Annotated in this window: 12 protein-coding genes; 10 read left to right on the forward strand and 2 right to left on the reverse strand. The window is 73.7% G+C overall.

Annotation, left to right across the window (positions count from 1 at the left end):
* From DCI01S_RS05195 to DCI01S_RS05230, 8 genes are all read left to right on the forward strand, one after another.
* Positions 1-729: D-glycero-alpha-D-manno-heptose-1,7-bisphosphate 7-phosphatase (locus DCI01S_RS05195; protein WP_156482549.1), on the forward strand; the 729-nt coding region annotated here is incomplete at its 5' end.
* Positions 729-1,832 (forward strand): glycosyltransferase family 9 protein, encoded by a 1,104-nt coding sequence (locus tag DCI01S_RS05200; RefSeq protein ID WP_174521527.1) that lies wholly within the window; start codon positions 729-731, stop codon positions 1,830-1,832. The genes DCI01S_RS05195 and DCI01S_RS05200, both read left to right, overlap by 1 nt.
* Positions 1,820-2,791, forward strand: a complete 972-nt coding sequence (locus tag DCI01S_RS05205) for a glycosyltransferase (RefSeq protein ID WP_061228273.1) — start codon at positions 1,820-1,822, stop codon at positions 2,789-2,791. The genes DCI01S_RS05200 and DCI01S_RS05205 overlap by 13 nt, the downstream gene beginning before the upstream one ends.
* Positions 2,788-4,617, forward strand: coding sequence for a glycosyltransferase (locus tag DCI01S_RS05210; protein WP_061228274.1), 1,830 nt, complete (start codon positions 2,788-2,790; stop codon positions 4,615-4,617). Before DCI01S_RS05205 ends, DCI01S_RS05210 begins: the two co-directional genes overlap by 4 nt.
* A 4-nt stretch (positions 4,618-4,621) precedes the next feature.
* On the forward strand, positions 4,622-5,980 hold the full coding sequence (rfaE2, locus tag DCI01S_RS05215) for a D-glycero-beta-D-manno-heptose 1-phosphate adenylyltransferase (protein ID WP_244881658.1): 1,359 nt from the start codon (positions 4,622-4,624) through the stop codon (positions 5,978-5,980).
* Complete coding sequence (locus tag DCI01S_RS05220) at positions 5,970-7,037, forward strand: glycosyltransferase family 9 protein (RefSeq protein WP_167349545.1); 1,068 nt, start codon at positions 5,970-5,972, stop codon at positions 7,035-7,037. Before rfaE2 ends, DCI01S_RS05220 begins: the two co-directional genes overlap by 11 nt.
* A complete protein-coding gene (locus tag DCI01S_RS05225) occupies positions 7,034-8,005 on the forward strand; it encodes a UDP-glucuronic acid decarboxylase family protein (protein ID WP_061228276.1) in 972 nt (323 codons plus the stop codon). The genes DCI01S_RS05220 and DCI01S_RS05225 overlap by 4 nt, the downstream gene beginning before the upstream one ends.
* A 142-nt stretch (positions 8,006-8,147) precedes the next feature.
* Positions 8,148-9,578, forward strand: a complete 1,431-nt coding sequence (locus tag DCI01S_RS05230) for an MFS transporter (RefSeq protein WP_061228277.1) — start codon at positions 8,148-8,150, stop codon at positions 9,576-9,578.
* Between the two features lie 109 nt (positions 9,579-9,687).
* Here DCI01S_RS05230 and DCI01S_RS05235 read toward each other — a convergent pair whose 3' ends face one another.
* Positions 9,688-10,194 (reverse strand): MarR family winged helix-turn-helix transcriptional regulator, encoded by a 507-nt coding sequence (locus DCI01S_RS05235; protein WP_061228278.1) that lies wholly within the window; start codon positions 10,192-10,194, stop codon positions 9,688-9,690.
* A gap of 184 nt (positions 10,195-10,378) precedes the next feature.
* Here DCI01S_RS05235 and scpC point away from each other — a divergent pair, with 184 nt between their 5' ends.
* Entirely contained in the window at positions 10,379-11,929 is a 1,551-nt protein-coding gene (gene scpC / locus DCI01S_RS05240) for a succinyl-CoA:acetate CoA-transferase ScpC (protein ID WP_061228279.1), read from the forward strand.
* Positions 11,930-11,965: 36 nt separating this feature from the next.
* Entirely contained in the window at positions 11,966-13,438 is a 1,473-nt protein-coding gene (locus DCI01S_RS05245) for an acyclic terpene utilization AtuA family protein (RefSeq protein WP_061228280.1), read from the forward strand.
* Between the two features lie 60 nt (positions 13,439-13,498).
* Here the strand turns inward: DCI01S_RS05245 and DCI01S_RS05250 are convergent, their stop codons facing one another.
* Entirely contained in the window at positions 13,499-15,106 is a 1,608-nt protein-coding gene (locus DCI01S_RS05250; RefSeq protein WP_061228281.1) for a class I adenylate-forming enzyme family protein, read from the reverse strand.
* Positions 15,107-15,211 lie beyond the last annotated feature (105 nt).

The raw sequence follows: 15,211 nt of genomic DNA on the forward strand, positions 1-15,211 counted from the left end.
GCGGCCGGCGCGGCGGCGGGCGTCGGCGCGCTGGCCTGGGCCGGCCTCACCGCCCGCTTCCTGGCGATCCGGCTCGGTCCCGGTCCCCGGCCCGGGCACCCGGAGTTCCGCGCCGAGGTGCGCCGGATGGTGCCGACGTCCCTCACCATCCCGTTCGCGGCGGTCCGCCACCGGATCGACGGGTGGCGGCGCCACCGCGGGGCGACGCCGTGGCCGCCGACGCCCCGCGCGGTGCTGTTCGACCGCGACGGCACCCTCGTGCGGGACGTGCCCTACAACGGGGACCCGGCGAAGGTCGAGCTCATGCCCGGCGCCCGCGAGGCCGTCGACAGGGCCCGCGCCGCCGGCCTGGCGGTCGGCGTCGTCTCCAACCAGTCCGGCATCGCCCGGGGACTGCTCGACGACGCGGCGGTCCGCGCGGTCAACGCCCGGGTCGACGAGCTCCTCGGCGGGATGGACACCTGGCGGTACTGCCCGCACGGGCCGGAGGACGGGTGCGGCTGCCGCAAGCCCGAACCCGGTCTCGTCACCGCCGCCGCCGCCGACCTCGGCGTCGACCCGCGTGAGTGCGTGGTCATCGGGGACATCGGCGCCGACGTCGAGGCCGCCCTGGCCGCACGCGCCCGGCCGGTCCTCGTGCCGACCCCGGTGACCCGGCCCGAGGAGGTCCGCGACGCCCCGTGCGTCGCCCCCGACCTGCTCACGGCGGTGGGGGAGGTGCTGCGCTGATGGGACGCACCCTGGCCGTCCGGCTCGACTCCGACGGCGACGTGCTGCTCTGCGGCCCCGCCCTGACCCTCCTGGCCGAGACGGGCGACGAGGTGGACCTGCTGGTCTCCTCCCAGGGCCTCGCGGCCGCCGGGCTCCTCCCGGCGGTCTCCGAGGTGCTGGTGTACGACGCCCCCTGGTCGGGCTTCCGCCCGCCGCCGGTCGACCGCGCCGCCACCGCCGGGCTGGTCGAGAGGATCGCCTCCGGGGGCTACGACCGTGCGGTGGTGTTCACCTCCTTCCACCAGAGCCCCCTGCCGATGTCCCTGCTGCTGCGGCTGGCCGGGGTGCCCTTCATCGCCGCCGCCAGCGTGGACTACCCCGGCTCGCTGCTCGACGTGCGCGTGCGCCGCGAGGACCCGCCCGGCGGCGGGCACGAGGTCGAGGCCGCCGTCGAGATCGCCGTCGCGGCCGGCGCCCGGCGACCCGCCCGGATCCCCGGTCTCGCCGTGCGGCACCCGCTCCCCGACGTGACCGACCTGCTCCCGGGCGACGGGCGCGACCTCGTCGTCGTCCACCCCGGCGCCTCCGTCCCCGCCCGGTCGCTCACGCCCGACCACGCCGGGCGCATCGTCGCGACGCTGCGCGACGCCGGGTACCTCGTCGCGGTCACCGGCGGCCCCGGCGAGCGCGACCTGGTCGACCGGACCCTCGCGGCGTGCCCCGGCGGCGACCGCCCCCGCGAGAGCCCGGGCGCCGACGGCTCCCGCCGCACCGACGGCGGTGTCCTCGACCTCGCCGGACGCACCGACCTCGCGCAGCTGGCCGCGGTCCTCGAGCGCGCGGCCGTCGTCGTCGTCGGCAACACCGGCCCCGCCCACCTGGCCGCCGCCGTCGGCACCCCCGTCGTCTCGCTGTTCTCCCCGGTGGTCCCCGCCGACCGCTGGGCGCCCTGGGGCGTCCCCGTGCGGCTTCTCGGCGACCAACACGCGCCGTGCCGCGACACCCGCGCCCGCGAGTGCCCCGTCGACGGGCACCCGTGCCTGACCGGCGTCCCGCCGGACGAGGTGGTCGCCGCCGTCACCGGACTCGCCACGGAGAGGAGGACCCGATGCGCATCCTGATCTGGCACGTCCACGGCTCCTGGACCACGTCCTTCGTCCAGGGGGACCACGAGTACCTCGTGCCCGTCCTGCCGGACCGGGGCCCCGACGGCCGCGGCCGCGCACAGACGTGGGACTGGCCCGCCTCGGTTTCCGAGCTCGACCCCGGGCAGCTGCGCGACCGGGCCGCGGACGGCGGGATCGACGTCGTGATCCTCCAACGCGCCCACGAGGTCGACCTGCTGCGCGAGTGGACCGGACTACGGGCCGGCGTCGACGTGCCGGCCGTCTATGTCGAGCACGACACGCCCCGCGAGCACGCGGCCGGGTCCCGGCACCCGATGGCCGACCAGGACCGGGTGCCCGTCATCCACGTCACCCGCTTCAACCGCATGATGTGGGACTGCGGATCCGCTCGCACGGGCGTGGTCGAGCACGGCATCGTCGATCCCGGGCGGTCGTGGACGGGGGAGGACGCCAGCCTCGCCGTCGTCGTCAACGAACCGGTACGCCGTGGTCGCATCGCCGGCACCGACCTCGTCGTGGACCTGGGACGTCAGGTGCCCCTCCACGTCTACGGCATGGGGATGGACGAGCTCGCCGAGCTCGCACCGCACCTCGCACCGACGCTGCACGAGAACCCGCCCCAGGCCGAACTGCACCGCACGCTCGGCCGGCACCGCGCCTATTTCCACCCGTACCGCTGGACCAGCCTCGGCCTGGCCCTGCTCGAGGCCATGACGCTCGGCATGCCAGTCCTGGCGCTGAGCACCACCGAGGCGCCCCACGCGGTGCCGCCCGAGGCGGGCCTGCTCAGCAACGACCCCGACGAACTGCTCGCGCGCGCCCGGGACTGGCTCCACGACCGCGACGCCGCCGCGGCGACCGGCGCCGCCGCCCGGGACCACGCACTGCGCCACTACGGACTCGGCCGCTTCCTGGCGGACTGGGACACCGTCCTGCAGGAGATGACGACATGAGGATCGCCCTGGTATCGGAACACGCGAGTCCACTGGCCGCGCTCGGCGGGGAGGACGCGGGCGGGCAGAACGTCTACGTCGCCGAGCTGGCGACCGGCCTCGGCGCGCGCGGGCACGACGTCACCGTCTACACCCGTAGAGAGTCGGCCTCGGCTCCCGGGACGATCCGGCTCGCCGAGCGAGTACGGCTGGTCCACGTCACCGCCGGCCCACCGGCGCCGCTGCCCAAGGACGAGCTCGCCCCCTACATGGACGAGTTCGGGCGCGCGCTGGCGCGGCACTGGCTCGCCGACGGCGTCCCCGACGTCGCCCACGCCCACTTCTGGATGTCCGGCCTGGCCGTTCATCGCGCCCGGCAGACGGTCGACGTGCCCTTCCTCCAGACGTTCCACGCCCTCGGCGCGGTCAAGCGACGCCATCAGGGCAGCGCGGACACCAGCCCGCCCGGCCGCCTCGCCGACGAGGTCGCGCTCGCGACCGGCGCCGACGCCGTCACCGCCAGCTGCCGCGACGAACGCCGTGAGCTCGTCGACCTCGGCACCGACCCCGACCGGATCCACGTCATCCCCTGCGGGGTCGATCTCGAACTGTTCCGCCCCGACGCCCACCAGACGCGTGCGGAACACCTGCCGTCGCGCCGCGACGGGTACCGCCGGATCGTCTCCCTCGGCCGGATGGTGCCGCGCAAGGGCATCGACCACGCCATCCGCACGCTCACCTCCATCCCCGACGCCGACCTCGTCGTGGCCGGCGGACCCGACCGTGCGGAACTCGACCGCGACCCCGAGGCCGTGCGGCTGCAGGCGCTCGCGCGCGAACTCGGGGTGGACGACCGGGTGACCTTCACCGGGCGGCTCGACCGCCCGGACGCCGCGGCCCTCCTCGCCTCCGCCGACGTCGTGGTGGTGACCCCGTGGTACGAACCTTTCGGCATGGTCCCGCTCGAGGCCATGGCGTGCGGCCGCCCCCTCGTCGGCACGGCCGTGGGCGGGCTGCTCGACTCGGTCGACGACGGCGTCACCGGGCTACTCGTGCCACCCGGCGACCAGGCCGCCGTCACCCGGGCGGTGACCGAGCTGCTCGACGACCGTGACCACGCGGAGGCCATGGGCGCCGCCGCGCGCCGCCGGGCCGAGACGCTCTTCTCCTGGGACGGCGTCGTGGACGCGACCCTCGCCGCCTACGCGGACGCCGCGCGGTCGGCCGCCCCCCGCACGGCAGGGGACGCGACCCCCGCGAGCGGGTGGCTCGAGTCGCACCTCGGGGGACTGCGCGCGGCCCTCGACGACGTCGCCCGACACGGACCCACCCTCGACCGGTGGGCGGGCCGGCTCACCGCGCGCCTGCTCGCGGGCGGCCGGCTCCTCGCCGCCGGCAACGGCGGCAGCGCGGCCGAGGCCCAACACTTCACGGCCGAGTTCGTCGGACGGTTCATCGACGACCGGCGTCCCGTCTCCGCGATCGCCCTGACCTCCGACCTGTCCGGACTCACCGCGATCGGCAACGACTACGGCTACGCCGAGGTCTTCGCCCGCCAGGTCGAGGCACACGCCTCGCCGGGCGACATCCTCGTGTTGCTGTCCACGAGCGGCACCAGCGAGAACGTCATCGCCGCCGCCCGCCGGGCGCGCGAACGAGGGGTCACCACATGGGCGCTCACCGGAGGCGGACCCAGCCCGCTCGAGCAGGAGTGCGACGAGTCGATCCGGGTCGCCTCCTGCAACACGGCGGTGATCCAGGAGTGTCACCTGGTGCTCCTGCACGCCCTCGCGGCCGCCGTGGACACGCGGCTGCCCCGGAGCCGAGAGGTGGACAATGCACGCTGAACCCGTGGCCGTCGTCGGAGACGTCGTCCTCGACCGTGACCTCGAGGGCACGTCGACCAGGCTGTGCCCCGACGCCCCCGTCCCCGTCGTGGACGCCGACCACACGCGCGTGAGTCCCGGCGGCGCCGGGTTGGCGGCGCTCATGTGCGCGCGGATCGACCGCGTGCCCCGCGTCCGGCTCGTCGCGCCCCTGGCCGACGACGCCGCCGGGAAGACGCTGCGTTCCGAGCTCGCCGACATCGAGGTCCGCGCGCTCGGGCACAAGGGCGGCACCCGCACCAAGACCCGCATCCGGGCCGGCGGCCAGACGCTGCTCCGCGTGGACGACGGTGGGCCGGCCACACCGCGCGATGTCGACCCCGCCCGGTTGGCGGACGCGCTGGCCGGGGCGGTCGTGCTCGTGAGTGACTACGGCGCGGGGACCACCCGCGACCCGGCCGTGCGCGCGGGGCTCGAGCACGCCGCGCGGGACGGCGACGTGGTCTGGGACCCGCACCCCCGGGGCGGGTCGCCCGTGACGGGGTGCGCTGTCGTCACCCCGAACCTGGCCGAGGCCCTCGACGCGGCGGGTGCCCTCGGTCTCGACGCCGACCCGGAACGGCCGGGCGAACTCGCCCGTGCGCTCCGGCGCGCCTGGGAGGCCCGCGCCGTGGTCGTCACCGTCGGCTCCGAGGGCGCCTGGCTCGCAGAGGGGGACGACCTGCGGCAGATCCCGTCCGGCGGGCGCGAGGCCGGCGACCCGTGCGGCGCGGGCGACCGCGTCGCGGCGTCGATCGCCGCGTCGTTGAGCCGGCGGGAGTCGGCGGCCACCGCGGCGGTCCGGGCCGTGGCCGACGCCTCCCGGTGGGTGGCGGAGGGCGGCGCCGCCGGGTTCCGCGGCCGCGGCAACCAGCCCGCACCGAGCACCCTCGACGGCTTCGCCCACCGCATCGCCCGCACCCGTGAGGCGGGCGGGGTCGTCGTCGCGACCGGCGGCTGCTTCGACGTCCTGCACGCCGGACACGCGCAGTACCTCCGCGCCGCCCGCGAGCTGGGCGACCTGCTGGTGGTCCTGCTCAACTCCGACGCCTCCGTACGCAGGCTCAAGGGGCCCGGCCGGCCGGTCAACCCGGTCGCCGACCGGCGCGCGTTGCTCGAGGCGCTGGCCAGCGTCGACGCCGTGGTGGTGTTCGACGAGGACGACCCGCGTCACGCACTGGACGCACTGCGGCCCGACGTCTGGGTCAAGGGTGGCGACTACCGCGTGGCCGACCTGCCGGAGGCGCCGATCGTCCACGGCTGGGGCGGCCGGGTCGAGATCCTCCCGCTCCTGTCCGGTCGGTCCACGACCTCGATCCTCGATCGGATCAGCGATGCCGGTTGAGCCGTACACCGCCGAGGCGCTCCGGGCGGCCGGGGTGCCCACGCACATCGACGTCGCCCGTGAGGAGTCGTGGGCGCTGCGACCGGAGGACATCGGATCCGGCGACGTGCTCGCCCTCCGTGCCCTCGGGATGGGGGACGCCCTCACCGGTATCGCACCGCTGCGGGGCCTGCGACGACTGGCACCGGGGTTCCGCCTCGTGCTGGCGGCCCCGGCAGGGGTCGGGGGCTGGCTGGCCCGCCTGGGCGTGGTCGACGCGGTCCTGCCGACCCCCGGCCTGGTCCCGCTCGGGCCGATCCGTGGGGGGCATATCGCCGTGGACCTGCACGGCAACGGACCGGCCAGTCGCGGCCTGCTCACCGCCACGGGCCCTGGCCGCCTCATCGGGTTCGACTGCCCGGAGGTGGGGCACACCGGCCCGCCCTGGCACCGGGACGAACACGAGGTCCGCCGGTGGTGCCGCCTGGTGAGCGACGCCGGCGGGCCGTGCGGTCCCGAGGACCTCCGCCTCACCGGCTCGTCCGGCGGATCATCCGGCCGGGCTCCCGGGGGGCCGGTCGTCGTCCACCCCGGCGCCGCCGCGCCCGCCCGACGCTGGCCGGTCGGGCGGTGGACGGCCGTCGCGCGCGCGCTGGCCGAGGACGGTCACCGCGTGGTGGTCACCGGCTCGGCCGACGAGGCGGCGTTGACGGCCGAGGTCGCCGGGTCGACCCCCGGCGCGACCGATGCCGGGGGAGCACTCGACCTCGACGCCCTGACCGACCTCGTCCGCGGGGCCGCACTCGTCCTCAGCGGGGACACCGGCATCGCGCACCTCGCGACGGCGCTGGCCACCCCGTCGGTGGTTCTCTTCGGCCCCGTCCCGCCCCGCTGGTGGGGTCCGCTCATCGACCCTCACCTGCACCACGTCCTGTGGCACGGCGACCCGGACGCCGACTCGTGGGGCGACCCCCACGGTGACGTCGTCGATCCGCGACTGGACGCCGTGCGGACCGACGAGGTGCTCGATTCCGCCTTCGACCTACTCAGCCACGACACGGGGAGGACCACATCATGACCCGAACCATCGCACGGGCCGTCGTCACCGGAGGCGCCGGCTTCCTCGGCAGCCACCTGTGCACCGAGCTCCGCCGCCGCGGCGTCGAGGTGGTCGCCCTGGACAACTTCCTCACCGGCACCCCGGACAACCTCGCGCACCTCGCGGCGGACACGGGGTTCCAGTTGATGGAGCGCGACGTCACCGACTACGTCCACGTGCCGGGCCCGGTCGACCTCGTCCTGCACTTCGCGTCCCCGGCCTCACCGATCGACTACCTCAAGTTGCCCATCCACACCCTTCGAGTGGGATCTCAGGGCACGCACAACGCCCTGGGCCTCGCCCGCGACAAGGGCGCGCGGTTCCTCCTGGCCTCGACCTCCGAGGTGTACGGCGACCCGCTCGTGCACCCCCAGCCCGAGACATACTGGGGCAACGTCAACCCGGTCGGCCCCCGAGGGGTGTACGACGAGGCCAAGCGGTACGCGGAGGCACTCACCGAGGCCTACCGCACCACCCACGGCGTCGACACGGCGATCGTGCGCATCTTCAACACCTTCGGCCCCCGTATGCGCCCCCACGACGGGCGGGCGATCCCGACCTTCATCAGGCAGGCGCTGCGCGGCGAGGAACTCACCGTGGCCGGCGACGGATCCCAGACCCGGTCGGTGTGCTTCGTCGACGATCTCGTGCGCGGGATCCTCGCGTTGGCCGAATCGGGCCACGCGGGGCCGATGAACATCGGCAACCCCAACGAGCTCGAGGTCCTGCGCATCGCGAGCGACGTCATCGAGGTGGTGGGGTCGTCCTCGCGGATCCGGTACATCGACCGTCCCGTCGACGACCCGCAGGTCCGGCGCCCGGACACCGCACTGGCCGCCGAGGCGCTGGGGTGGGAGCCGACGGTGTCGTGGCGTGACGGACTCCGGCGGACGGTCGAGTGGTTCCGCACGAGGACGCCACAGGAGTTGTCCGCGCCCTCCGCGTGAGCCAGATCACCCACCCTCCACTTTCGGGTGTAACGGGGTGTGGCAGCCATCACATACCTTGTCCGTCAATCGGCGTTTACGCGCCGGGGACCACCCCGCCGGGTCTTCCGCCCGACGGCCCCTTACAGGACTTGGAGTTGTCTTGACAGCCACGAACCTCCCCGCGGGGGATTCGGCACAGTCGCCGAACGACCCGCCGGTCACGCAGAAGACCTCGCTAGCGAAGGTAGCCGCGGCCTCCTCGATCGGTACGACGATCGAGTGGTACGACTTCTTCATCTACGGCACCGCCGCGGCCCTGGTCTTCCCGGCCCTGTTCTTCCCGGACCAGAACCCCGCCACGGCGACCCTGTCGTCCTTCGCCACGTTCGCGGTCGCGTTCTTCGCGCGGCCCGTGGGCGCGGCGGTCTTCGGTCACTTCGGCGACCGGATCGGCCGCAAGCGCACCCTCGTCTGGACGCTCATGATCATGGGTGTCGCGACCGTGTTCATCGGCCTCCTGCCCGGGTACGAAACCGGGGCGTTCGGGGCGTTCGAGAACGGTATCGGCATACTCGCGCCGATCCTTCTCGTCGCGTGCCGCTTCTTCCAGGGCTTCGCCGTCGGCGGAGAATGGGCCGGCGCGACCCTGCTGACGGCGGAGTACGCGCCGAAGGGCAAGCGCGGACTCATGGGTATGTGGCCGCAGCTCGGGGTGGCCTTCGCCTTCTTCCTCTCTTCGGGCACCTTCCTGCTGTTCTCCCTCATCGCCGGTGACGGCGCGGACGTCAACAGCCCGTTCATGCAGTACGGCTGGCGCATCCCGTTCCTGCTGTCCGCGGTCCTGGTCCTCATCGGTCTGTGGATCCGCATCTCAGTCGAGGAGACCCCCGTCTTCAAGCAGGACCGGGCGCTCGCCGCCACGGAGACCGCTCCCCGGACCCTGCCCTTCGCCGATGCGATCCGCTTCCAGTGGAAGGAGATCCTCATCGCCGGTGGCGCGCTCACCTCGCTGTTCTCTCTCTTCTACATGGGCACCTCCTTCCTGACGAACTACGCCACCAAGAACCTCGAGCACCCGCGCCCCTTCGTCCTGGGCATGGGCATGGTCGCCGCGCTCATCTTCGGTGCCGCGATCGCGGTCTCGGCCATCTACTCCGACCGCATCGGCCGCAAGAAGGTCATCGGCACCTCGGTCGCCCTGGCCGTGGTGTGGGCGCTGTTCGTGTTCCCGATCCTCGACACCGGCTCGCCGATCGCGTTCGCCCTGGTCCTGTTCGTCACCCTCATCATCTTCGGCATCGCCTACGGCCCGGCCGGCGCTCTGCTACCCGAGCTGTTCCAGGCCCGCTACCGCTACACCGGTGCCGGCCTCGGCTACAACCTCGCCGGTATCCTCGGCGGTGCGCTGCCGCCGCTGGCCGCCGCCGCGATGGTCGCCGCCGGCAACACGCTCGGGGTGGGGATCATGCTGTCGCTCCTGTCGGCCATGTCCATGCTGTGCGTGGTGGCGATGACGGAGTCGAGCAAGAACGAGATCCACGCGGACGCCGAGATCTCCGAGGACCGCGTCCTCGCCACCGAGGTGCCCTGACCCGCACCGGGTGACCCCGGGACTCCCCGCCGAGGGAGCCCGCCACCATCAGCCGCGCCCGGCCCCACCCGAGAGGGGGCCGGGCGCGGTGTCGTGTGGCGCCCCGGGATCAGAAGTCTCCGGCGGACCGGCGCAGGGAGGCGATCGCGTCGATGAGCGCGACCTGCTCGTCGGCGCTCATTCCCGGGTCGGCGAAGACGCCGGCGTTGAGCGCGGCGGTCGCCTCGGCCACCACACGCCGGCCGTCGTCGGTGATCTCGACGAGCGTGGTGCGGCCGTCCGTCGGGTGCGGGCGACGTTCGACCAGGCCCGCGTCGAGCAGCCGCTTCATCGCGCTGGTGACACTGGTGACGTGCACCTGGAGGCGCTCGGACGCCTTGGTGATGGGGAGCGACCCGGAACGCGAGAAAGCGAGCAGCCGCAGAAGCTCGTAGCGGGGGAACGACAGGTTCCAGGGCCTGAGGGTCTCCTCGACGCGGGCGAGCAGGATCTGGTGCGCCCGCATCACCGACGTCACCACGGTCATGCCCTGCGCGGCGTCGGCCCACCCCTCGCGCTCCCAGTTGGCGCGTGCCTGGTCGATGCGATCGGGGATCGGGGTGGTCCTGGGGGGCAAGGGCACACTCCTGGAGGGCACGACGGTCGGGGCGGTCAGCAGAGTCTATCCGCCCGGCGGGCCCGTGCAGGGAGGACCCGGCACGGCCACGCGGGGTCCGCCGCACGCGCGCCCCACCATGTCGGGGGGACCGCGGCGCTCCGGCGACGCGGGTTCGCGGTGTGACCGACGCTATGGTCGCCGCATGAGATCTGCTGTCCAGCAGTCGGGAACATCGTTCGACCCGGCGCGTATCCGTCATCCGCACTTCCGGGACCTCCTCACCGACGCCGCCACGGCCGTCTCCCGGATCGAGGACGGGGACACCGTCGCGATCAGCGGGTTCGCCAGTGCGGGCACCCCCAAGGCGTTCGCGCCGGCCCTCGCTGAGCGGATGCGGACCGTTCGCGCGGCGGGCGGCCGACTCCGCGTCAACCTGCTCACCGGCGCCTCGGTGAGCAACGAGGTCGAGGCGATGCTCGCGGAGGTCGGCGGCGTCGACCTCCGGATGCCGTACCAGAGCGAGCCCACCGCGCGGCGCGCGATCAACGAGGGCCGCGTGGACTACGTGGACATCCACCTCTCACATGTCGCGCAGCAGGTGTGGGAGGGCTACTACGGGAACGTGGACGTCGCCGTGGTCGAGGTGGCGGCGGTGACGGACGACGGCAAGCTCGTCCCGGCGATGTCCGTGGGCAACAACAAGACGTGGCTCGATGTCGCGGACAAGGTGATCCTCGAGGTGAACTCGTGGGTCCCGCTGGGCGTCGAGGGCATGCACGACGTCTACTACCGCACCGCGCTGCCGCCAGAGCGTCGGCCGATCATGCTCACCCGGCCCGACGACCGGATCGGGCAGGCACACCTGGAGGTCGACCCGGCCAAGGTGATCGCCGTGGTGCCGACCGACCGTCAGGACTCCGCCAGCGCACTCACCGAGCCCGACGAGACCAGCCGGGCCATCGCCGGGCACGTCGTGGAGTTCTTCCGCCAGGAGGTCGAGCGCGGGCGGATGCCCGCCGGCAGCCTCCTCCCGCTGCAGGCCGGGATCGGCAACGTCGCCAACGCTGTGCTCTCCGGGTTGGAGGCCGGGCCGTTCGAGAATCTGACCTGCTACTCGGAGGTCATCCAGGACTCCATGCTGCGGCTCATCCGCGAGGGCAAGGTCGCGCACGCCTCCGCCACCTCGCTCGCCCTGTCGCAGGCGGGTCTCGAGGAGCTGGTCGACAACATCGACCTCTACCGCGACCACATCACGCTGCGCCCGCAGGAGATCAGCAACCACCCGGAGATCGTCCGACGCCTGGGCATCATCGGGATGAACGGCATGCTCGAGGCGGACGTGTACGGCAACGTCAACTCAACCCACGTGTGCGGCACCCGGATCATGAACGGGATCGGTGGTTCCGGCGACTTCACCCGCAACGGGTACGTCTCCATGTTCCTGAGCCCGTCCACAGCGAAGGGCGGTGCGGTGTCGGCGATCGTCCCGATGATCCCGCACGTCGACCACACCGAACACGACGTCCAGGTGATCGTCACCGAGCACGGCCTGGCGGACCTGCGCGGGCTCAGCCCCCGCAAGCGCGCCCGCCTCGTCGTGGACAACTGCGCCGACCCGGCGTACCGGCCGCTGCTCCACGACTACCTCGACAGGGCGAACGCCCGGCCCGACGCCGGCAACACCCCGCATATGCTCGAGGAGGCGTTCTCCTTCCACACCCGCTTCGCCGCGACGGGAAGCATGCTGGAGTAGAGGAGCACCATCCCGACAGACGCACCCGGAGGATCGATGACGACCAGCCCGAGGCCCCTACGCATCGGCAACGTCTCCGCGTCGCGGACCGATCGTTCCAGCGCGACCGCCGAGTTCCTCGCGGCGGCGTCCCTGGACGTCCTCGCGCTGGACATGCTCTCGGACGAGGCGATGCTCGATCTGGCCGAGCAGCGGGCGGCGGGCGGTCCGGGGTACGAGCGCGCCGCCCTCGTACAGATCGGCGAGTGCCTGGACCGTCTCGGCGCGGGCGGTGCCGGCGGGGACGGCGCCGGCGAGAACGGCGCCGGAGGGAACCGTGCCGGCGGGGTCCGGATCGTCACCAACGCGGGTGCGCTCGACCCTGCCGGCCTCGCGCGCGAGCTGCGGGCCCTGGCCGCGGACAAGGGCGTGGAGCTCGCCGTGGCCCACCTCGACCCGGGCGAGGTGACGGACCGGGCGCCCGCACTCGGGCTCGGTGACGTCGACGTGGCCACCGTCCGACACGGTGCGTTCGGGATCGCACGCGCGCTCACGGCCGGCGCCGTCGTCGTCGTCACCGGGCGCGTCAGTCGCGAGGCCCTCGTCGCCGGCGCCGCGGCGGCGCACCACGGCTGGACCCCGTCCGCCCTCGACGCCCTCGCCGGCTCCGTCGCGGTGGGACACGTGCTCTCCGGCGGCCCCGGCGCGACGGGGGTCGTCGACTCCACCACCGACGTCACCCGTACCACCGACCCCGTCACCGGCGGGTACCCGATCGCCGAGATCGCCGACGACGGCTGCTCGGTGATCACGCGACACCCGTCGGCGTTCGGCTCGGTCACGGTCGGCACCGTCACCGACCAACTCCTCGACGGCGTCGCCGGCGCCCGGTACGCGGCGCCCGACGTCGTCCTGCGGCTCGACTCCCTCCGCCTGGCGCAGGAGGGCACCGACCGCGTCCGCATCAGCGGCGCCCGCGGCGAGCAGGCTCCGCCGGTCGTCGCGGTGGTCGGCATGAGCCGGGGCGGCCAGGGCGGCCCGGACGGCCGGCGCCCCACCCGGGTCGCCCGCCCGCTGCCGCAGGACGAGTCCGGGCACACCGTCGTCCTGCCAGACGGTGCGCGCGTCCGTGTTCCCGTGCCGCGCGAGACCGCGCCGATCGGCCCGGGGGAGCTGCCGGTCCCGTGGTCGGCGGGCGCCGTCCCGGGCGGGGAACCCGTCGCCGCGACCCTGGGGTCGGTGGCCGGCGTCCGCCGCGGCGTCGTCGGGCGCGGGGTCAACATCGCGGTGTGGACGTGGGACGACTCGGCCTTCGCCTGGCTCGCGGGCGAGCTCACCGCGGAGCGCTTCCGCGAGCTCGTCCCCGAGCTGGAGGGCATGGACACCAGGCTGTACCTGCTGCCCAACCTCCGCGCGGTCAACCTGGTGGCGCGCCCGCCGCGCGGAGAGGTGCTGCGGCCCGGGCTGGGTGCCGACCTCGCCGCGGCTCGACTGGAGATCCCCGGCGAGCTGCTCGAGGTCGGCCCCTAGGAACCAGCGCCGCCCGCGCCGCCCGCGCCAGCCGGGCGCCCGGAGAGGCCGATCGGGTCGTCAGGCGAGCGCGCGCAGCTCGACCTTGCGGATCTTGCCGGTCGCGGTGCGGGGGATCGAGTCCACCACCACGACATCGCGCGGTCGGTGTGACGAGGGGAGCCGCTCGGCGCCGAACTCGCTCACCGAGGCCTTGAGCTCGTCTTCGGCCGGGGCGCCCTCGGAGGGCACGACCACCGCCACGACCAGCTCGCCCCACGTCGGGTCGGGGCGCCCGACGCAGGCCACCTCCGCGACGTGCGGGTGGTCCATGAGGACGCGCTCGACGTGCAGTGACGAGACGTTCTCGCCGCCGGACTTGACGATGTCCTTGACGCGGTCGGAGAACCACACCACGCCCTCGTCGTCGATGCGCCCCAGATCGCCCGAGTGCAGGCGCCCACCCACGAACGCCTCCGCGTTGGCCTGCGGGTTGTTCCAGTACCCCTCCATGACGGTCGGGCCGCGGTAGACGATCTCGCCGTCGGTCCCGGGCGGCAGCAACTCGTCGGTGCCGGGTTCGGCGATCCGGTTCTCGGCGATCGGGGTGGGGTAGCCCCACGAGTCGGACTTGTCCGGGCCCAGTTCGGGCCACTGCATGACGGTGGCCGGCGTGCACTCGCTCATCCCCGAGGCCAGGACCATCCGCGCGTCGGGGAGCGCGGTCTCGAGGCGTCGGCGCATCTCCTCCGACATCGGGGCCATGGCGTAGAGGAGGAACCGGACCGAGGACAGGTCGAGTCCCCGGTCGGTGCCGTCGGCGAGCGCCTCGAGCATGAGGGGCAGGCCCACGAGGTGCGTGGCGCGGACGCGGGCGACGGTGTCGGCGTACCCGATGGGGTCGAACCCCGGCAGCAGGTGGACCGTCGCGCCCATGGTCACCGCGGACAGCAGGACGCCGTTGAGGCCGGCGGTGTGGAAGAGGGGGAGCGGGCACACGGTGACCGACGGTTCCGCGCCCCAGTTCAGGCCGAACAGCGCGCCGTTGCCGAGGGCGGCGACGGTCACCGAGAGGTGGGAGGTGAGGACGCCCTTGGGGCGGGAGGTGGTCCCGGACGAGTAGAGGCACTGGACGACCTGGCGGTCGCCGATCACGGTGTCCGGGTTGGAGTCGTCGTCCGCCAGCAGGTCGTCCCAGCCGATCAGCGTGGGTCCGTCGGTCGTGGCCCCGAGTCCGTCCGGGACCCCGCCGACGACGACGAGGGTCTCGACGCCGGGAATGGCGGCGGTCGCTCCGAGGACGAGCTCCACGAGTGAGCCGTGGACGACGACGATGCGCGTCCCCGAGTCGGTCAGGGCGTGTGCGATGTTCTCGAGCCCGGACAGCAGGTTGACGGGCAACGAGACCATCCCGGCCTTGGCGGTCCCGAAGTAGGTGGCGACGAACTCCCGGCAGTTCGTGGAGAGGATCGCGACGGGTTCGGACTCGCGGATGCCGTGCTCGACCAGCCCGTGGGCGAACCGGTTGGCGGCGGACTCGAGCTCGAGGTACGTCCATGAACCGGTGTCATCGGTGAGGGCGGTGCGGTGAGAGAACGTAGCGGCCGCACGGGTGGGGATGTCCCCCACGGAGCAGCGGCGGGCGAGGGCGTGATCGGTCGGGTCGATGCCGGTGGGGTCGAGTCGCACAGTGTCTCCAGGGGCTCGGGGGAGGGGTGAGGGGAACGCGTGTCTGTGACGCGTATCACCGTAGGCATAGGCTCGCAGAGGCCCGGCGAGAAAGCAAACAATCAC

This window comes from Dietzia cinnamea NBRC 102147 (assembly GCF_001571065.1).
Lineage (GTDB): Bacteria > Actinomycetota > Actinomycetes > Mycobacteriales > Mycobacteriaceae > Dietzia > Dietzia cinnamea.